Source organism: Thalassospira marina, assembly GCF_002844375.1.
GTDB lineage: Bacteria > Pseudomonadota > Alphaproteobacteria > Rhodospirillales > Thalassospiraceae > Thalassospira > Thalassospira marina.
In genome coordinates, this window is sequence record NZ_CP024200.1 from 425,679 (window position 1) to 444,977 (window position 19,299).

A 19,299-nucleotide genomic window follows, 5' to 3' on the forward strand; every position below is an offset into this window, starting at 1 on the left:
CATAAAAACGCGCCGGGCGCATTGATATGTGCTTTGCCCGGTGCCTGGTGGGGTTTTACCCAGGGGGCTGCATCCTAAATAGCATTCCTGAACGCACAATGGGGTGAGGAGGATGAAAAACATATGTAAGGGATGTGTAAAGGGCGCGCATGTGGCCTTTTCGCGACAATTTTCGCCGGTATGATGGCAGGGTACTGGAGAAAACGCCCGTGACCCGAATACTTCTGATTGATGATGACACCGAACTTGGCGAGATGCTGGCAGAGTATCTTGAGGGGGAGGGGTTTGCGATTACCGTTGTTCATAATGGAACGGACGGCATTCGCCATGCCCTGACAGGTGATTATGCGATGGCGCTGCTTGATATCATGATGCCCGGCATTGGCGGGATCGAGGTTTTGCGCCAGGTGCGCGCCCAAAGCCGGATGCCGGTGATCATGCTGACTGCCAAGGGCGATGATGTTGACCGGGTTGTGGGGCTGGAACTTGGCGCGGATGATTATATCCCCAAACCCTATTATCCGCGGGAGCTTGTCGCGCGCATTCGGGCCGTTTTGCGCCGGGCCGAAGGGGCCGGGACTGCGGGCATGACAGGTGCTGGCAGTGCGGGCGGTGGTGATGCAGGTGCGGCAAATGGCGGGCGCGATGCAACCCTGACACAGGGGGATATCACCCTGGACCCGGCGCGCCGGGTTGCTGCCTATTGCGGGCAGGAGCTTGATTTGACGGTATCGGAATTCAACCTTCTGGAAACGCTGATGCGGGCGCGTGACCGGGCCCTTTCCAAAAATGAATTATCGCTGACTGTTCTGGGTCGCCCGCGCGAGGTTTATGACCGTTCGATTGATGTGCATATGAGCAACCTTCGCCAGAAATTGCAGCAGGCCAGTGGCGATGCCACCCTGATTGAAACCGTGCGCGGATTTGGCTATCGCCTGAGGCAGGACGCATGAGGGGACGGCTTTTCTGGAAAATTCTGGTCGGGTTCGCCATTACCTTTGTCGGTATTGCCGAAGGCATATGGCTATTGTTTCAGTTTTACGGCCATCCGCCGACACCATATTTGATTGGTTATCTGTCGGCCACCGTGCCGGGTTATGTGGAAATGGCAAGCCGTGCTGCCGAACGGGGCGGGGAACCGGCATTAAAACAATTGGTGGAGGACTGGCCACGCGCCGAACGTGAACGCCTGACCTATCGTGTTATTCCTGCTGCCATTGCGCAAAAGGCGCAAAGTGATGCGACGGGTAATGTTGCACCGACCGAACAGGAACTGGCGGAATGGTCCGAAAAAACCGGCAGCCCGACGCGCCGTTTAACCCCGGCACAATTGCGTGAAGGTTACATTGCTGCCCATCAGGCATGGGAAACGGGGTCTATCACCCGTAATGTGCAATCGGCCGATGGCCAATGGCTGCAATTGCAGTTTGATGCCGCCGATATCGTGGCGCAATTGCCGCGCGACCGGCATTTGAACATTCCCATGCCCATGATCATTGCCGGGGTGACAGGCGGGCTTATTTTCAGTGCATTTCTGGCCTGGTATCTGACGCGACCGATTTTGCAGCTTCGCAAGGGGTTTGAACAATTATCCGCTGGTGAAATGTCCCATCGGTTGCGCCCGAAAATGGGCCGCAGGCGCGATGAAATTGCCGATCTTGCCCGCGATTTTGACCATATGGCAGGCCGTCTGCAGCAATTGATTGGCGCACGGGACCGCCTGTTAAACGATGTGTCGCACGAATTGCGATCACCCCTGGCTCGCATGCAAATGGCAGTTGCCCTGGCCCGGCAAAAACCCGAACGGGTTGAAAGCTCGTTCGACCGCATCGAAAAAGAAACCATCCGCCTCGATGAACTGGTTGGTGGCCTTTTAACCCTGTCACGGGTGGAAAGCGGGGCTGCACACCAGCCTGTGCATCTGGACCTGGACCATTTGCTGGGCCGGGTGATTTCCGATGCCCGGTTCGAGGCCGAGGGGCTGGGAATTAACGTAAAAGCCGACCTTGTTGTGCGCTGGGATCATTTTGGCGCGGTGCCCGTGGTTTTGGGCAATGCCGAATTGCTGCGCCGCGCCTTTGAAAATGTCATTCGTAATGCCCTGCATCATACGCACGCTGGCCAGTTGGTTGAAATTGCCGCAAGCGCCAATTATGACCGGCAGTTTTTTGACATTACCATTGCGGATCGCGGACCGGGCATTGCACCCGATATGCTTGAAACCGTGTTTGACCCTTTCACCCGTGATGCAGGCGCTGCCGGGCAAAAAGGTGAAACAGGCGAAGAAGGCACAAAGGGCGGAGTGACAGCTGTTTCGCAGGGCATTGCGGGCAATACCGGCAATGATGGATTTATTGCCAGCAAAAGTGGATTTGGCCTTGGCCTGTCGATCGCAAAGCGCGCGATAGAGGCGCATGGCGGCAGCATTAATGCGCGCAACCGCGATGATGGCGGGTTGGTGATGCATATTACTCTGCCTTTTATTTTGCGCCTGGACGGAGAAAGTGACGCATGATTGATGAACGAAACCAGCGATCAAAGCTGTTTTTCATCTGGTGGTTTTTGTGGGGTTAGGCCGCAAAGGCGGGCATGTTTGCCTGCTGTCGGATTTGAACAAAACTGCCGTAAAAGCCGGGTGTTTGGCCTGCAAATATTCATAGCTGTTGTGCCCGTGGCGGGCAGGGTGCAAACAAGAGTTTTCTTGCGGTTGGACCCGGAAAATATTATCAACAGCGCTTGCGGCGAAAAGGGGCCATGCCGTCATTTCCATGCCAGATTGTAATTTTGGCGCCAGCCAGATTTTATTGCACGGGCATTCATGGAATTGTCAGGTTTCATGTCGTATGATTGCTTGGTTTGTTTGTTTTAAATTTTTCGACGTTTCAACAGGATAAGGGACATTGACGCATCTGCGCCCGCAAGGCCGCCCGATGATTTGGGACATGTGGAGCAGGCGGTGCGTTGATCGCCATGACGGTTCATCAGAATGACAATTGAAAAAAATGCGCTGCCTGAACAATCCAACCCGGCTACCGGGGCGGGGGATGATGCGGCAAAACAGGTTTTTGATGCAGGCGCGCCGGAACTTTCGGTTGTGGTGCCAGTCAAAAATGAAGTTGAAAATATTGAACCGCTGGTGACGGAAATTGTCGCAGCCCTGCGCGGCAAGGTGCCGTTTGAAATTATCTATGTTGATGATGGCAGCACCGATGAAACCACGACCATCGTGCGTGATTTACGCCAGCGCATCGAAGAATTGCACCTGATTTGCCATGAAAAAAGCTGTGGTCAGTCGATTGCGGTTCTGACCGGGGTGAAAAATGCGCGCGGCAAGCTGATTGTAACGCTTGATGGCGACGGGCAGAATGACCCGGCCGATATTCCGCAGATGCTTGAACGTTATCGTGCCGAAGGGGCGGATGCACAGGTTCTGATCGCGGGCTGGCGGGCAAACCGCCATGACACGGCGATGAAACGCATTCAGTCGCGCATTGCCAACAAAGTACGCGGTGGCCTTTTGAAGGACCAGACGCCCGATACCGGCTGTGGCATCAAGCTGTTTCGCCGGGAAGATTTCCTGGCATTTCCGCGTTTTAACCATATGCACCGGTTTTTGCCGGCCCTGATGCTGCGTGATGGCGGCAGGGTCTTTTCAGTGGCGGTCAATCACCGGCCACGGTTGCGGGGACAATCGAATTACAGCATGATGAACCGTCTTTGGGTCGGCATTGTTGATATTATGGGTGTGATGTGGCTGCAGGCCCGTGCCAAAACACCCGTTGTGAAATCAAAAGAATAGGGGGCGGCAATGCAGGAATGGCTTGCAAGGTTGTTCTCCAATATCGATGCCTGGTTCGTGCTGGGTATTGTCGGACAGGTGATGTTTTCCGGCCGGTTTCTGGTTCAGTGGCTGGTCAGTGAAAAACACGCCAAAAGCATTGTTCCCGTGGCATTCTGGTATCTCAGCATTGCTGGCGGGATTTGCCTGATGGTTTATGGCCTGCAACGGGCCGAACCGATCATTATTCTTGGGCAGTCCTTTGGCCTGATCGTTTATGCACGGAACCTTTATTTCATTCACCGTGAAAAACGCGACGCCAAGGCAGAAACCATCCCGTCGATCGTAGCCGAATAAAACGGCCATCAATTAAACGGAAATTATATGAGCATTCACAACCGCACCGGCGCAAAGACGGCTTCGTTTGGCGTGATCCTTGTTCTATGGGTTTTGGTTGCGGTTGTGGGCGTTACTGCCCGGCCGTTATTGCCCGTGGATGAAACCCGTTACCTGTCGGTGGCGTGGGAAATGTGGGTGCATCACAACTGGCTGGTGCCGCACCTGAATGGTGAACCCTATGCGCACAAACCGCCTCTGCTGTTCTGGCTGATCAATGCCAGCTGGGCTATTTTTGGCGTCAATGATTTTACCGCCCGCCTGATTGCTCCGCTTTTTGCCGGTTTGAACATGGTGATGGTTGCTTTGCTGGCAAAGCGTATCTGGCCTGGTAAAACCGCCATTGCGCAGCTTGCCCCGATGTTCCTGATTGGGGGCACCTATTATGCCGGTTATGGCACGCTGACCTATTTTGACATGCTGCAATGCTTCTTTGCGTTGCTGGGCTGGTATGGCGTTTTTGTTGCCAATGACGGCGACCGTCGCAAAGGCTGGATTATTACCGGTATTGCCGTTGGCCTGGGTGTGCTGGCCAAGGGGCCGGTGATTTTGCTTTATGTGCTGCCTGCTGCCGTGTTTGCACCACTTTGGCGTCGCGACGGTTTTGGTTTGGGTATTGGCCGTAAATCGGGTGCATCACCTGCTGCTGGTTCAAACGCTGCCGCTGCCAAGCCTGTAAATGGTGCCGTTGCACCTGATGGGCTTGGCCGCTGGTATGCGGGTATGGGCCTTGCGGTGTTGTTGGGCGCGGCCATTGCGCTGTGCTGGGCTGTTCCAGCGGCAATTTTTGGCGGCGCGGAATATCGCAATGCGATTTTCTGGGGCCAGACGGCGGGCCGCATGGTGGATAGCTTTGCCCATGTCGAACCATTTTATTACTATCTGGTGGCGCTGCCAGCCATGCTGTTGCCCTGGCTGTTCTGGGGTGGTTTGTGGCGGTCGCTGTTCGGGTTTGGCTGGCGCCGGGACATGGATGCCGGTTTGCGTTTCTGCATGCTGGTGGCGGTATTTTTGCTGGTTGCGTTCAGCCTGATTTCGGGCAAGCGCGTGCATTATATTTTGCCGGTTCTGCCATTGCTGGCATTGGTTTTTGCCCGCATCCTGGCCGATCTGCCGACCCGCCGGATTGATCAGATCCCGGTTGCGGTATTTATTGTTATTCTGGGTGTTGCCGGTTTGGTCGCGCCGTTCCTGCCGACCTTCTTTGCCAAAATTCCGGCCTGGGTTGGTTTGTTGGAAGGCTGGTGGGGTGCGTTCCTGTTGCTGGCCGGTTTGGCCCTGCTGGTGATTGAAACCGGGCGTGTGGCCGCTGTTGGTGTGATTGCCGGGGTGAACTTGCTGCTGGTTGCCATGGTGTTCATGATTGCCGCCCCGCGCCTGCAAACGGATTACGATATGCGGCCGATGGCGCAGTATCTGAAGACCCAGCAGCAGGCTGGCCGCAATGTGGCCTATTGGGGCAAATACCATGCGCAGTTCCAGTTCCTGGGCCGGTTGGAACAGCCGATCCCGATGCTGGTGGATATGGATGAAGTCGCACAATGGGTTTCGGCCCACCCTAATGGCGAAATCATTGCACGCCGCAATAACCCGATTACGGGTGCGGATCAGCCTTTGGCCCGGTTTGATTATAAAGACGACCATCTGGTGATTTGGGATGCGCAGGCGGTGAAAGCAGACCCCGAAGGGGTGCTGGCACGCTAAATGCCTGCGTCCTTTGATAGCCATCCCGGAATTGTGGATCAGAAATGACAAACCCCCGTCAGCACGCTGGCGGGGGTTTGTGTTTGATGGGGCATGTGCTGCGGGCCACCCCGTCATGGTTTGATGACGGGGTGGCTGGCGCAATGCCGGATCAGGCTTCGCTCATCGCGTCGAGTTCCTGGCGATGGGCGTGCAGCTTGTGGAAAATCGCATAACGGCGGTCATGGTCCGTTTTTGCGCTTTCATCCGGGGATTTGACGGTTTCCGGTGCGGCCATGGTGCGCGATGCGGCTTCAAGCCCGCCTTCGGCATCAAGTGCCGCTGCTGCCAGCATGGCGGAACCCAGCAGGACGGGTTCGGGGCATTCCGACATGACAACGTCACAGCCGGTGACATCGGCATAAAGTTTGACCAGAACCGGGCTTGCCGTGTGGCCGCCGCTAAGATGGATGTGGCGGATGTCGTAACCCGTTGCATTAAGCGCATCAATGATATGTCGGGTGCCATAGGCAATGGCGCAGGCGGTGGCCCAGTAAAGATCAAGGAAGCTGTCTTCGCTTTGATCCAGGGTCAGGCCACTGATGACACCAAGGGCTTCGGGGTCGGCAAGCGGGGAACGGTTGCCGTGGAAGTCGGGCAGCATGTGCAGGCGCGGTGCCAGATCAGCCTTTTCCATCATGCGGGGAAGCAGTTTTTCCCCGGCCAGACGGTGGGCATCGCGGCCCATATCGCGGGCAAAGGGATGCATGGCGCAGATATGGTCCAGAAGGGCACCGGTGGCGGACTGGCCACCTTCGTTAAGCCACAGGCCCGGTGCAACAGCGCCAAAATACGGACCCCACACACCCTTGATGAAACGCGGTTCGGGCGATAGCGCCATATGACAGGTGGATGTCCCGGCGATCATGGCAAAACGCTGGTCAAGATTGCCCCCCAGATGGGCACCAAGGGTGCCAAGCGCACCTGCATGGGCATCGATCAGACCGGCACCAACCATGCAGCTGGTGTTAAGGCCAAGGTCACGTGCGGCTTCGGCCGAAAGGTTGCCAACCGGGGTGCCAACGGCAACAGCCGGTCCATCAATGCCGACTTTTTCAATAAAATCGTCCAGGCCAACGGTTGAAAGAAAATCCTGGTTCCAGGGGGTTTCATCGTGGGCAAGGTGCGTCCATTTGCATGTAACGGTGCAGCAGGAACGGGCATTGTCGCCGGTTGCCTGATAGGCAAGGAAATCGGCTAGGTCATAGGCCGCCGTCATTTTATTCCAGACTTCGGGGCTATGACGTTTCAGCCACATCAGTTTGGGAATTTCCATTTCCGGCGACATGGTGCCACCAATATATTCCAGCACCTTGGAGCCGGTCGCAGTGCATTCTTCGGCCTCACGGGTGGCACGGTGATCCATCCATACAATAACGTCCCAGTTGGACGGGCCGCCGGGCGAAACGGGCAGCGGCGTGTTATCGGCACCCCGAATGACAAGTGAACAGGTGGCATCAAAACCAATGGCGGCAACATCATTGCCATCAACATTGGCTTTCACCAGTGCGTCCTTGACCGATTTGCAAACCGACTGCCAGATATTTACGGAATCCTGTTCGACAAAATCCGGGCGCGGGCGATTCATTGCGATCGGGTAAGATGCGCTGCCCAGAAGTTTGCCGGTGCTGTCAAATACGCCGGCGCGTGCGCTGCCGGTTCCAACATCAACACCGATAATTGCCTTGTCTTTCAGGGTCATGGCGATATGTCCTCCCGCCTCTTGACGTTGTTTTTCCGGGCCATTGTTATTGTCGATCCGGAGCGCCCAGAAGAAGGCCAGTCTGCCTTCTTGCGCTGTTATGGCGCAAATTGAACAAAAGACCAGCTATTGGTCAAATGTTCATTTTTGTTGACGCGAATATTCTCGATTGGATAGGGTTTAAAAATTACAAAAAAATAACGTCCGAGAAACAAATGCAAACCGATTCCGTGTCCCATGCGTCGCGCATTTCGCTGCCCGCCGCGATCAAGGCGGTCCTGTTTGATTGCGATGGTGTCCTTGTTAACAGTGAACCGATTTCGCTTTCAACACTGGTTGACGTCCTGGCCCATTTTGGTGCGCCGTTATCGGGCGAAGACGTAGCCCGCCTTTTTACAGGCAGATCAAGTGCCGCGCCAATAGAACATATCCTTAATGAAACCGGGCGGGATGTAAGTGCGGAATTCAAGCCGTATTTCTATGAACGCCTGTTTGTAAGATACGAAACCGAACTTCACAAGATTGCCGATATTGATGATGTGCTGGTTGCCCTTAAGGCGCGTGACATTCCGTTTTGCATTTCTTCAAGCAGTTCGGTGCAGCGTCTTGAGACCACCATGCGCCTGACCGGCCTTGGTCACTGGTTTGAAGGGCACATTTATAGTGCCGATTTCGTGAAAAACGGCAAACCGGCACCGGACCTGTTTTTGCATGCCGCAGGCGATATGGGGTTTGAACCGGCAAATTGCCTGGTAATGGAAGATTCCGTTGCTGGTGTGCAGGCGGCCATTGCCGCGGGCATGACCTGTTGGGGCTTTGTCGGTGGTGGCCATTATGATGGCGGTCGTGAACTTGCCCGCCAGCGCCTGTTCGATGCGGGTGCGCACCAGGTGTTTGAAACGATGGCCGATATCGCCAACGCCATTTGCGCCTGACGGGCGACCGACCATACGGAATTTAAAGTTTGAAGGCGCGCGGGAGAGATCCTTGCGCGCCTTTTTTGTTTCGGCCGGGCGAGGGTTTTATTCGCCCATAAACTGCGCAATACGCTGGCCCCAATTGTTCACCTCGCCGATGGATTTTGCGATATGCAATTCGGCATTGGGCATCAGGCTGGCCAGCGTTTGTGCCGTGGCGATCGGGTGGCTGGGATCGCTTTCCCATGCCAGGATCAGGGTTGGCTGGGTGATTGATGTCAAATCGTTTCGCGGGGGAAGGTCCGACATACCGGCACCGCGCAGGATGGCGGGCAGCATCTCCAGCGTGATTTCCACCGGAAAAGCAGGCAGGTCGGTGAAAATGGGCGGTGGCGCCATATTGGCGACCAGCGCATCAAGCGCGGGCTGACCAAGTTTTTCGATTGTGGCGGCCGCGTTTTCATAAACCGATGCCTGAGCCTGCCGTGTTTCCCATGCCGTCGGTGCGGCCGTCAAAACCAGTTTTGAAAAGGCGTCAGGCGCCTTCAGAACGGCATGAAGCAAGGTTGCCGTCCCCATTGAACAGCCCATACCGATAACGGGTTTATCAGGTGATGCGGCGCGGGCGAGGGCCAGTAAATCATCGGCCAGATAAGGCCAGCTAAACCGTTCAGGAACGGGATTGGCGGTTGATCGGCCATGCCCCCTGGCGTCATAGCGCACAAGCCTGCCTGCGGCAGAAATAGGGGCGAAATCATAAATTCCGTTTTGTTCCAGCGAATAGCTGTCTGACATCAGGCCATGCGCCCAGATCAGGGTTGGGCCGGTTTCATTCCCCTCGTGGGTCCAGATTAATCGGGCGTCGGGCAGGTCAAGCGGATGTTGGGCGAGGGCAGGTTGAGCAAGGGCAGGTTGGGTAGGGACGGGCATGGGGATGTTCCTGCGATGGGCAATAGGGTGGTGGCATTGGCGCGGATGTGTCGCCATCATTTCCGTCCAGTGTAATATTGGCAATGGCGAAAATGCAGATAACCGCCAATCCTGTCAGCAGGTTGGGGCGTTTACCTGGGCGAACCCGCCCGAAAAAATTTCACCTGCCGATGCGCGGTGCATGGCAGGTGAAATTGCGGGCTTGAAGGTGACGGCAGGTGGCGGGCCGATCAGCGATTTCGCAGCAGGCTTTGATAGCGTGCCTGGCTTTGGCTCAGATGTTCGCGCATGGCTTCACGCGCCCCTTCGGCATCGCGCAGGGAAATGGCATCATAAATCCGGTGATGTTCGGCCAGAATTTTATCCATATAGGCTTTCTGGTCTTCGGCCTCGGCCGGTTTGCGGCGCAGTTGCGCGCGCGGAATGGTCTTATCGCCCAGATATTCCAGAAACTCGCCATAGCGGCGGTTATTTGTGGCATCGGCAATGGCACGGTGAAATTCGTAATCGGCCTTTTCGGCCGGGCTGCCTGACTGGACCTGGACTTCCATTTCACGCAGGGCTTCGTAAATTTTTGCCTGCTGCGCAACCGAGCTTCGAGCGCAGGCAAGGCCAGCGGCCTCGATCTCGACGGCCATGCGCAGTTCCAGAATTTCCAGCACATCGGAGATCTGGGCAAAATCGACGTCAAAGATTGATCCGGCATTTTTGCGCGGTGCCGGGGCCAGAACAAACACGCCCGCACCCTGGCGCGGTTCCAGCAGGCCGTCAGCCTTCAGGGCGGCGATGGCTTCGCGCACTACGGTCCGGCTGACGCCAAACTGTTCGGTCAGGGCCGGTTCGGTTGGCAGTTTGGAACCCGGTGTCAGATTGCCACTTTCAATTTCCCGTCGCAGGCTGGAAATCACCTTTTCGGTGAGGGATACTTTACGCTGGGTTTTTTGCGGGGCGGTATTGTTCATGGAATCTCTTTATCTGACGTTTGCATGCCATATAGTGGACAGGCGGCCTTTGCCCTAACGCGATACATCGTTTATGGCTAAAGTCATAGTATGATTTAACGATATATGGGAATGATTACCATGCAAAAAACACCAATACGGGAATTGTTTTGGCAAAGTGGTGATTTTCGCGTGGGGTTCCTGACCTTTGGGGGTGGCATCACCCGGCTGGAATGGACAAGGCCCGATACGGGAAGTGCCGTTGATCTGCTAAGACCGTCTGACCAATCGGCGATGGAATCGGGTAATCCATCATATCTTGGCTGTTTTCCCATGGTGCCCTTTGCCAACCGCATGGCATATGCGCGGTTTGAGTTTGATGGAAAAACCATTGCCGTGCCCGCCAACCGCCCGCCGGGACCGCACGCCATTCACGGGTTTTCATCGCGCGAAGACTGGGCAATTACCAAAAGCGATGACGAAGCCCTGCGCCTTGAAACCCGTCATGCGGATCGCCACAAAACCGGGTTTGATTACATCGCCTGGCAGGAATTTCGGGTGCGTGATGGGTTTTTGGAATGGGAACTGGGTGTCAAACATTTGGGGCAGGGGGCCATGCCTTATGGCATCGGGCTGCATCCGTGGTTTCGCGCGACCGAAGATGTGATGATCGAATTTGCCGCCAATGGCTGCTTTAACACCGACGAAGATATGTTGCCGGTTGCTGCAACGGTGGTTGATCTGGGCCGTGATTTTTCGAGCGTGGATGCCGCCCGCCGTTATCGCGGGCTGGATTGCCATTATAGTGGCTGGGATGGGGCGGCGCGCATTTTATGGCCCGATGAGGGTGTGGGCCTTGCCATTGGTGCATCGACCACATTGCGTAATTTGCAGCTTTATATTCCCAAGGATGGCAGTGCGGTGTGCCTGGAGCCGGTTTCCCATGTGCCGAACGTGCATAACCGTGTTGATTTCAAGGAATTTGGCGATGTTCTGGTGTTGGCAAGCGGGCAGAACCTGCTGGGCACCATGACACTGGCCCCGGGCCTGATCGAAGATTGACGGGTGTGCCTGCAAATGGCGGGTGACGAAAAAGAACAGGCCCGGCGGTGATTGCCGGGCCTGTATTGTCTGACCGCGATGAAGCGAGTTTAACGTTAATGGATTTCGGGGTCTTCGATGGGGGCAGTACCCGTCAGGAAGTCGAAATCGCAGCCTTCATCGGCCTGGGTGATGTGGTTGGCATACATGCGGCCATAGCCACGGCCAAAATCGCGGCTGGGCGGGTTCCATTCCGCCAGGCGGGCTTTGATTTCGGCGTCATCAAGTTCGACATGGATGCTGCGGTTTTCCACATCGACCGATATCATGTCGCCTGTGCGCACGGCTGCCAGCGGCCCGCCAATATAGCTTTCGGGTGCCACATGCAGGATGCAGGCGCCATAGCTGGTGCCGCTCATGCGGGCATCGGAAATGCGCAGCATGTCACGTACGCCTTCTTTCAAAAGCTTCTTGGGGATTGGCAGCATGCCCCATTCCGGCATGCCCGGCCCGCCTACCGGCCCGGCATTTTGCAGGACCAGAATATGATCGGCCGTGACATCCAGATTCTCGCGGTTGATCTGCTCGTTCATGTCGTTGTAATCGCGAAATACAAGTGCCGGACCGGTATGTTTCAGCAGGCGCGGATCGGCGGCACTGGGTTTCATCACGCAGCCGCGCGGCGCCAGGTTGCCATAAAGAACGGCGGTGGCACCTGCGCTGTAAACGGCATTTTCAACCTTGCGAATAACATCATCATTGTAAATCGGCGCACCGGCGATGTTTTCGCCAATGGTTTTGCCATTTACGGTCATGCAGGATGTATCAAGATGGTCGCGGATATTTTCCAGCATGCCGATCAGGCCGCCGGCATAAAAGAAATCTTCCATCAGGAATTCGCCAGACGGGCGTAAATTGGCAATAACGCCCATGCGGCGCGATGCCTTTTCAAAATCCGGCAGGCCAATATCCAGCCCGGCGCGTTTGGAAACAGCAATAAGGTGCGGAATGGCATTGGTGGAACCACCCAGCGCCATCTGTACCGTCAGGGCATTTTCAAACGAACCCCGGGTCAGGATGTCGGATGGTTTGCGATCCTGCCAGATCATTTCGACAATTTCTTTGCCGGTGTTGGCCGCCATGCGCGGATGGCCGGAATCCGGGGCCGGGATCGAGGAGGCATTGGGCAGGGTAAAGCCGAGCGTTTCAGCAAGGGAGGTCAGGGTGGAGGCAGTACCCATTGTCATGCAGTGACCATAGGAACGTGCAATCCCGGCTTCCATTTCTTCCCACTGGGCCTGGCTGATATTGCCTGCTTCTTTTTCCGCCCAGTATTTCCAGACGTCCGACCCGCTGCCAAGGGTTTTTCCACCCCAGTTACCGCGCAGCATTGGTCCGGCGGGTACCAGGATTGCGGGCAGGTTCATGCTGATTGCGCCCATCAGAAGGGCCGGGGTGGTTTTATCGCAGCCCCCCATTAGAACCACGCCATCAACCGGATGGGATCGCAGCAGTTCCTCTGTCTCCATCGCCAGCAGGTTGCGATAGAACATCGTGGTTGGTTTGACATAGGTTTCGGCCAGCGAAATGGCGGGAAGTTCCACCGGGAAACCGCCAGCCTGAAGAATGCCGCGTTTGACATCCTCTACCCGGTTTTTGAAATGCGCGTGACAGGGATTAATGTCGCTCCAGGTATTGACGATGGCGACAATCGGTTTGCCTTTGAAATCGTCAATCGAATAGCCCATTTGCAGCATACGCGAACGATGGCCAAAGGCGCGCAGGTCATTGACACCAAACCAGCGGTGGCTTCTGAGCTGTTCGGGTGTTTTCTTCCTCTCCATGATCCCTCTCGATTCTTGTAAAATTTTATAACAGGATGTTGACCATCCGCGCCTGTCCGTTCAAGGAAAATCGGACAGGTGCAGGGTGAATTTATTTTGTTTCCGGGCGTTTCATGTCACATCGCTATACCTCTGCCCTTTACCCGCTTGTATTTTGGCGTTAATTTCCTGCAACGTTAATTTACAAGATGACAAGTTGGGGCGGGGCACGTCATGGCGGGATTGAAGCTTAAAATCCAGAAACGCGAAAAACTGGCAGATCAGCTTTATGGGCAGATCCTGGAACAGATTGTTTCGGGTAACCTTGCCGAAGGTGCCAAGCTTCCCTCGGAAAACGAGATTTGTGCGTCTTTCGGGGTTTCGCGGCCGGTCGTGCGTGAAGCATTGCGCAAATTGCAAACCGACGGGCTGGTTTTTGCCCGTCAGGGGGTGGGGTCGTTTGTGAAAAAACGCCCGCCGCAGGGATTGATCGAATTTGCCCAGGCCGCCGATGTTGCGGGATTGCTGCGCTGTTTTGAAGCGCGTATCGCGATTGAGGGCGAAACCGCCCGCCTCGCCGCCGAACGTGCGGGTACCCGCCATCATAAGGAAATTGAGCATGCGCTGCGGACCCTTGAAAAGGGGATTGGCAGCGGCGGCATTGCGAACGAGGCGGATTTTGACTTCCACCTTGCTATCGCGCGGGCCAGCGGCAACGATATTTTTGTTACCATGCTTAATTCGCTTCATTCCGTCATTGCCGGTTCCATGGGTGTCGCGCTCAGCATTACGCGAACGGGGTCAAAAGAACGCGCCCAGAAAGTTTGCAGTGAACACCAGCAGATTTTTGACGCCATCCTGGGCCGGGATGCCGCGGCGGCAGATTTGCTGATGCGTTATCATCTGATGCAGGCTCGCCAGCGCGTCACCGACCACGCCCGCGACAAATAACCAAATATCCCCCGGGTTTTGAAAAAGTGGCTTCCGGTTTGTGATGCTGATCGTGCTGACGTTGGGCCGTGCATCTGACGGTGTGTGCCCTGTGCTTTGTGGCCCGGGACATTGCCAGTTCAGGCCATTGATGCGGCTTTGATACGGCCGCATCAATGATTGGACTGTCTGTTAAGACCGGCCTTTTGCGATGCTTTGTCGCTATCATAACAAACCGGGCGCAAAACAGTTTTGAGCGCGCAACCGGATGGCCGCGCGCCCGTTCGCATTTTGATTTAGGCGGCGCTGTTTGCTGCCAGCAGTTCTTTCGATGCTGTTTCCAGATCATCAAGGACTTTCGGGTCATCGATGTTGGAAAGGAACGGATACATCGGGCCGGTATCGGCAATGCCTGCCAGGCGAACGGCTTCGTGCAGGATGCGAAGCGGCGAGAAACCATCGCGCAAATCTTCAAGTGCGATGAATTTTTCGCGAATGGTGGTTGCTGTTGCAACGTCACCGGCCTGAAGAGCATGCAGCATGGCGGTGGAAAGGGCCGGTGCCACGCAGACCGAGCCGGAGGTAAAGCCGGTCAGCTTGAATTCCATCAGATGTTCGATCGCGGGACGTTCACCAATGCCCGAAATGATGCGATCCGTGCCAGCATAGCCGGTCAGTTCGGTCAGAAAGGCATCAATGGACGGGTTTTCGCGCACGGCGGCATATTTGACCGCGCAGGCAACACCATCGGCCAGCAGATCGGCGACGTGGCGCGGGGTCAGGTAATTGTCGGATTTGACATAAACGATCAGCGGCTTGCCATAGGCATCGGCCAGGCGGCGCAATCCCTGGTCAACACCCTTGGGTGTGGACGGGAAATTGAGCGGCAGTGCCATCGCTGTTGGAAAGTTACGGTTTTTTAGGATTTTAACCTGGTCAAGGGCCTTGCCATAATCAGCCCCGATCGAGGGAATGACCCAGTCATCTTCGCCAACCCAGCTTTCAAGCTGGTCAAGGACGCCGTCATATTCACCAACCGAGATGTTATAAAAGTTGGCATTGCCACCATACATAAAGGTGCTGACGCCACCCTGTTTAAGATGGTTTACAAGTTTTTGGTTTTCCGCGTCCGAAACGCCAAGGTCCGCATTGCGGGCGAGGGGCGGAACGGCAAGGATCGATTTCCCCAGATCTGCCGAGGTGACGGCACTTGTTTTCATTGTAACCTCCGTGATGTCTGGTTGTATTTTTAAGTTACAAGTTGGGGATTGGCAATCTCTTTTCCAGGCAGGGGCGGGCCAAGGGCGCAAAATAGCCGTCAATATATTGATATTTATAAGTTAAAATTTTAACTGGCGGGCTGGCATCGCGTCTTGAAGTCCTGTTTTTAGAGCAGTGGACGGGGTGGGTTGTTAGTTAAAGACTAACAAGATTGACAAGTTTTGATCCTGCCTGCATGACATAATCAGATTTATTTCAATGTCATGTGATGAAATGGGAGGCCGGGGTGGCGCAATATAGCAGGCTGGCAATGCCGGAAGTTGAATTTGTGGTGCAGGACCGGTGCGTGTTGGGGGAATGCCCGAACTGGGATGCGGAAAATAACCGCCTGTTATGGGCCGATATCCTGGGGCAGAAAATCCATGCGCTGTCGCTTGACACTGGTGCGCGCGAAAGCTGGAGCTTTGAAAGCGAAGTTGGCTGCTTTGGGTTGACCGATCAGGGGCGCTGGGTGATTGCGCTTAAAAGTGATGTGATCCTGTTTAACCCGGCAACGGGTGTGCGTGAAAAGATTGCCGAAGTAGATGGCGGCAACGCCATGAGCCGCACCAATGACGGTAAAATTGGCCCTGATGGGGCCTTTTGGGTTGGCACCATGGATCAGAATGCCGAAAAACAGCCGGTTGCCGGCCTGTTTCGCGTAACCGGTGAGGGCGCGGTCGAGCATAAGGTTGGCGGCGTTAAAATATCAAACGGGCTGGCCTGGTCGCCCGATGGCCGGTTTATGTATCATTCGGATTCGCGCGGGCCGTGGGTTAATCGCTGGTCGTTTGATGCGCAAAGCGGTGAAATTTCCAAATGCGCCCGTTTCCTTGACCTTGACGATACCCTGGGCCGCCCGGATGGGGCCGCAACCGATGTCGAGGGCTGTTATTGGAGTGCGGGTGTATCTGCGGGCAATTTGAACCGTTTTGCGCCCGATGGAACGCTTTTGATGTCAATTCCGCTGCCGGTGCTCAACCCGACGATGCCGTGCTTTGGTGGGCCGGACATGAAAACCATTTTCGTGACCAGCCATAGCGAAAATTACGATGCGCAAAAGCTGAAAGATCATCCTGATGCGGGCAGGGTCATGGCCCTGCGCGTGGATGTGGCCGGTGTGCCTGTAACGCGGTTTCGCGAGGCATAAGAAGGGCTTCTGATGCCGGTGCGTTGTGCGCCATGTAGTGTCGCGCAGCGAATGTGATGCTGAAAAAGGTAGTGGCCCCGATGGGGTGCGTTACCCCTTGGGGGAGGGGTTTGGAAAATGGTCAGTATTTGCGGGGGCGCCTGCGGATGCTGGCCATTTTTTGTTTTAGTGGCATGGGAATTGATCAGCCGAATCCGCTTTTACGGTGATATTCATCATGCAGGTTGGGTTTGCGGGTAAAGCAGGCGTGTTGCAGGGGGCAAAAAGGCAGCCATTTTGTAACCTGTCAGCAGGTTGTAAATGATTCATCATCATACTATTTTACAGGAATGGCGTTAAAATTTGCGTGATGCAAGGCGTCAATTTTCTTATTAACTATATGAATATCAATGTTAATTATTGAAACAATATGTGTCTCCTACGGGAAATGCCGTAATATAATAATTGACACAAAGATATGATGAGTTGTTAAATTTCCCGACAAGAACAGCAAACAAGCTATCTGGGGATGGAAATGGACTTTTCTGAATTAAAAACCGCCATTGGTGCCGGGCTTTTGTCGTTTCCGGTAACACCGTTTGACGCCGAACAACGGCTGGACCTGGATAATTACCGTGCACATGTGGCCTGGCTGGCGCAATATCCGGCTGCGGCCCTGTTTGCCGCCGGTGGCACGGGCGAGTTTTTTTCGTTAACGCAAAGCGAAGTCGTTGAAACGGTGAAGGCTGCCAAAGACGTTGCCGGAAATACACCGATTATCGCGGGCTGCGGTTATGGTACAGCCATGGCGGTTGAACTGGCGCAGGCGTGCCAAAAGGCCGGGGCAGACGGGTTGCTTTTGTTGCCGCAATATCTGGTTGGGGCGGAGCAGGCCGGTTTGGTGGATCGCGTTCGCCAGGTGTGCCAGGCTGTTGATATTGGCGTTATCGTTTATAATCGCGACAATTCGATCCTGAGTGCCGAAAGCATTGCCCGCCTTGCCGAAGAATGCCCCAATCTGATTGGTTTCAAGGATGGGCATGGCAATGTCGAACTTGTTACCCGTGTTTGCACGTTGCTGGGTGACCGGCTGAGCTATATTGGCGGGATGCCAACGGCGGAAGTCTTTGCCAAGGCCTATAAGGCGGCGGGGGTGACGACCTATTCATCGGCGATTTTCAACTTTTTGCCGCAGCAGGCACTGAGTTTTTACGATGCGCTGTGTGCCGATGATAATGACAGCATGAACCGGATGCTGAAGGAATTTTTCTATCCCTATCTGGCAATCCGTGATCGGGGCCGGGGATATGCTGTGTCGATCGTGAAGGCGGGCATGAAGGTTATTGGCCGTGATACCGGGCCGGTACGTTCACCGCTAACGGATTTGACAGGTGAAGAATTGAAAATGCTGGCCGGTGTGATGGCATCGGCATTTGGCAAGGACGTGGTGAAACACCCGTTCTAGGCGGATTTCAACGGTTGCAGGGCAGCCAGACCGGAATTGACGAAGCCACAAAAGAAATCGGCACGTCATTTGTTGGAAAAGAGGAAAACACTCTCTTGTAATTACAAGTTACAAGTTGTACGCTTTTCTTACAACAACAAGACCCCATCCATGGGGAAGGTTCAGCCGACGATTAACGTCACGGGAGGATTCCTAATAATGAACAAGTTTTTGAAGACGACGACCTTGACCATTGCCGCCTGTGCAATGGGGGCAACCATGCTGGCCGGTGTGGCCCAGGCGCGCGAATGGCGCGGCTGGAACATTCACCCGCCGGGATATCCGGTGACCATCGGCATGGAAAAGTTCGCCGAACTGATTAACAAGGGTTCAGACGGACGTCTGGAAGCAAAGGTTTACAATAACGGTGTGCTGGGCGATCAGCCCGATGCCATCCAGCAGGTTCGCCTTGGCGGCCTGGACTGGGCCGAGTTCAACCTTGGTCCGCTAGGTGAAATCGTGCCGGAAGCCAATGTGGTTTCGCTGCCGTTCATTTTCAAAGACATGGATTCCATGCACAAGGTGATGGATGGTCCGGTCGGTGAACAGATTTCGGCAGGTATCCGCAATGCCGGCCTTGAGCCGCTTGCCTATTACGATTCTGGCGCACGGTCGTTTTACAACACCAAAAAGCCGATCGAAAAACCCGAAGACATGAAGGGCATGAAGTTCCGCGTCATGAGCAACGATCTGTATGTGCAGATGGTTGCGGCCCTTGGCGGCAACGCAACACCGATGCCCTATGGCGAAGTGTTCCAGTCGCTGAAACTTGGTGTGATTGACGGGGCGGAAAACAACTATCCGTCCTATGAATCGTCGGGCCATTACGAAGCGGCAAAATACTATTCCGTGACCCAGCACCTGATCCTTCCGGAAGTGCTGTGCATGAACAAGGACCTGTATGACAGCCTGTCGGATGACGACAAGAAACTGGTCCGTGATGCCGCCATGCAGTCCGCCGAACTGCAGCGCGCAACCTGGTCCAAGGTTGCCGAGGAAGACAAGAAAAAGGTCGAAGCATCGGGTGTGAAGGTAAACGAAATTACCGACAAAGCACCGTTCCAGAAAGCGATGCAGCCGATTTACGAAAAATTCGAGCAGGAAAACCCCGACCAGGCCGAACTGGTCAAGGCAATCCAGGCAGCCCAGAAATAAGTGATTTCTGGTCAGGGGCGGCATCACATGCCGCCCCTGATTTTTTCGAT

Annotated in this window: 16 protein-coding genes; 11 read left to right on the forward strand and 5 right to left on the reverse strand. The window is 55.0% G+C overall.

The annotated features are described in order from the left end of the window. The first annotated feature begins 254 nt into the window (after window positions 1–254). From CSC3H3_RS22105 to CSC3H3_RS22125, 5 genes are all read left to right on the forward strand, one after another. Window positions 255–953 (forward strand): response regulator transcription factor, encoded by a 699-nt coding sequence (locus CSC3H3_RS22105; RefSeq protein WP_245881440.1) that lies wholly within the window; start codon window positions 255–257, stop codon window positions 951–953. Continuing rightward, window positions 950–2,515: a sensor histidine kinase gene (locus CSC3H3_RS22110; protein ID WP_101286559.1), complete on the forward strand. Its 1,566-nt coding sequence runs from the start codon at window positions 950–952 to the stop codon at window positions 2,513–2,515. The genes CSC3H3_RS22105 and CSC3H3_RS22110 overlap by 4 nt, the downstream gene beginning before the upstream one ends. A 471-nt stretch (window positions 2,516–2,986) precedes the next feature. Beyond that, window positions 2,987–3,799: a glycosyltransferase family 2 protein gene (locus tag CSC3H3_RS22115; protein WP_101286560.1), complete on the forward strand. Its 813-nt coding sequence runs from the start codon at window positions 2,987–2,989 to the stop codon at window positions 3,797–3,799. A 9-nt stretch (window positions 3,800–3,808) separates the two neighbouring features. Beyond that, window positions 3,809–4,135 carry a lipid-A-disaccharide synthase N-terminal domain-containing protein gene (locus tag CSC3H3_RS22120; RefSeq protein WP_101268646.1) on the forward strand — a complete coding sequence of 109 codons (327 nt, stop codon included), beginning with the start codon at window positions 3,809–3,811 and terminating at the stop codon, window positions 4,133–4,135. A gap of 27 nt (window positions 4,136–4,162) precedes the next feature. Continuing rightward, window positions 4,163–5,878 (forward strand): ArnT family glycosyltransferase, encoded by a 1,716-nt coding sequence (locus CSC3H3_RS22125; protein ID WP_101286561.1) that lies wholly within the window; start codon window positions 4,163–4,165, stop codon window positions 5,876–5,878. 151 nt (window positions 5,879–6,029) lie between these two features. On the opposite strand, the gene CSC3H3_RS22130 is transcribed toward CSC3H3_RS22125, so the two are convergent. Then, complete coding sequence (locus CSC3H3_RS22130) at window positions 6,030–7,619, reverse strand: FGGY-family carbohydrate kinase (protein ID WP_101286562.1); 1,590 nt, start codon at window positions 7,617–7,619, stop codon at window positions 6,030–6,032. Between the two features lie 215 nt (window positions 7,620–7,834). Here CSC3H3_RS22130 and CSC3H3_RS22135 point away from each other — a divergent pair, with 215 nt between their 5' ends. Next, the gene (locus CSC3H3_RS22135) at window positions 7,835–8,554 is read left to right on the forward strand and encodes an HAD family hydrolase (RefSeq protein ID WP_101286874.1); all 720 of its coding nucleotides are present in this window, start codon (window positions 7,835–7,837) and stop codon (window positions 8,552–8,554) included. 87 nt (window positions 8,555–8,641) lie between these two features. On the opposite strand, the gene CSC3H3_RS22140 is transcribed toward CSC3H3_RS22135, so the two are convergent. Together CSC3H3_RS22140 and CSC3H3_RS22145 are read right to left on the reverse strand one after the other, a co-directional pair. Then, window positions 8,642–9,466: an alpha/beta fold hydrolase gene (locus tag CSC3H3_RS22140; RefSeq protein WP_157831989.1), complete on the reverse strand. Its 825-nt coding sequence runs from the start codon at window positions 9,464–9,466 to the stop codon at window positions 8,642–8,644. A 230-nt stretch (window positions 9,467–9,696) separates the two neighbouring features. Then, on the reverse strand, window positions 9,697–10,428 hold the full coding sequence (locus tag CSC3H3_RS22145) for a FadR/GntR family transcriptional regulator (protein ID WP_101268636.1): 732 nt from the start codon (window positions 10,426–10,428) through the stop codon (window positions 9,697–9,699). Window positions 10,429–10,548: 120 nt separating this feature from the next. On the opposite strand from CSC3H3_RS22145, the gene CSC3H3_RS22150 reads away from it, so the two are divergent. Continuing rightward, on the forward strand, window positions 10,549–11,469 hold the full coding sequence (locus CSC3H3_RS22150; RefSeq protein WP_157831990.1) for an aldose epimerase family protein: 921 nt from the start codon (window positions 10,549–10,551) through the stop codon (window positions 11,467–11,469). Between the two features lie 95 nt (window positions 11,470–11,564). Here CSC3H3_RS22150 and araD read toward each other — a convergent pair whose 3' ends face one another. After that, window positions 11,565–13,292 (reverse strand): L-arabinonate dehydratase, encoded by a 1,728-nt coding sequence (gene araD / locus CSC3H3_RS22155; protein ID WP_101286565.1) that lies wholly within the window; start codon window positions 13,290–13,292, stop codon window positions 11,565–11,567. A 213-nt stretch (window positions 13,293–13,505) separates the two neighbouring features. On the opposite strand from araD, the gene CSC3H3_RS22160 reads away from it, so the two are divergent. Next, window positions 13,506–14,222: a FadR/GntR family transcriptional regulator gene (locus CSC3H3_RS22160; RefSeq protein WP_101268630.1), complete on the forward strand. Its 717-nt coding sequence runs from the start codon at window positions 13,506–13,508 to the stop codon at window positions 14,220–14,222. A gap of 275 nt (window positions 14,223–14,497) precedes the next feature. On the opposite strand, the gene CSC3H3_RS22165 is transcribed toward CSC3H3_RS22160, so the two are convergent. Beyond that, window positions 14,498–15,421: a dihydrodipicolinate synthase family protein gene (locus CSC3H3_RS22165; RefSeq protein WP_101286566.1), complete on the reverse strand. Its 924-nt coding sequence runs from the start codon at window positions 15,419–15,421 to the stop codon at window positions 14,498–14,500. Between the two features lie 287 nt (window positions 15,422–15,708). Between CSC3H3_RS22165 and CSC3H3_RS22170 the strand changes: the two genes are divergently transcribed. The 3 genes from CSC3H3_RS22170 (at window position 15,709) to CSC3H3_RS22180 (ending at window position 19,249) form a co-directional block, all read left to right on the forward strand. Further along, entirely contained in the window at window positions 15,709–16,611 is a 903-nt protein-coding gene (locus tag CSC3H3_RS22170) for an SMP-30/gluconolactonase/LRE family protein (protein ID WP_245881437.1), read from the forward strand. A 514-nt stretch (window positions 16,612–17,125) separates the two neighbouring features. After that, complete coding sequence (gene kdgD, locus CSC3H3_RS22175) at window positions 17,126–18,055, forward strand: 5-dehydro-4-deoxyglucarate dehydratase (protein ID WP_101286875.1); 930 nt, start codon at window positions 17,126–17,128, stop codon at window positions 18,053–18,055. Between the two features lie 198 nt (window positions 18,056–18,253). After that, window positions 18,254–19,249 (forward strand): TRAP transporter substrate-binding protein, encoded by a 996-nt coding sequence (locus CSC3H3_RS22180; RefSeq protein ID WP_101268624.1) that lies wholly within the window; start codon window positions 18,254–18,256, stop codon window positions 19,247–19,249. Window positions 19,250–19,299: the final 50 nt, after the last annotated feature.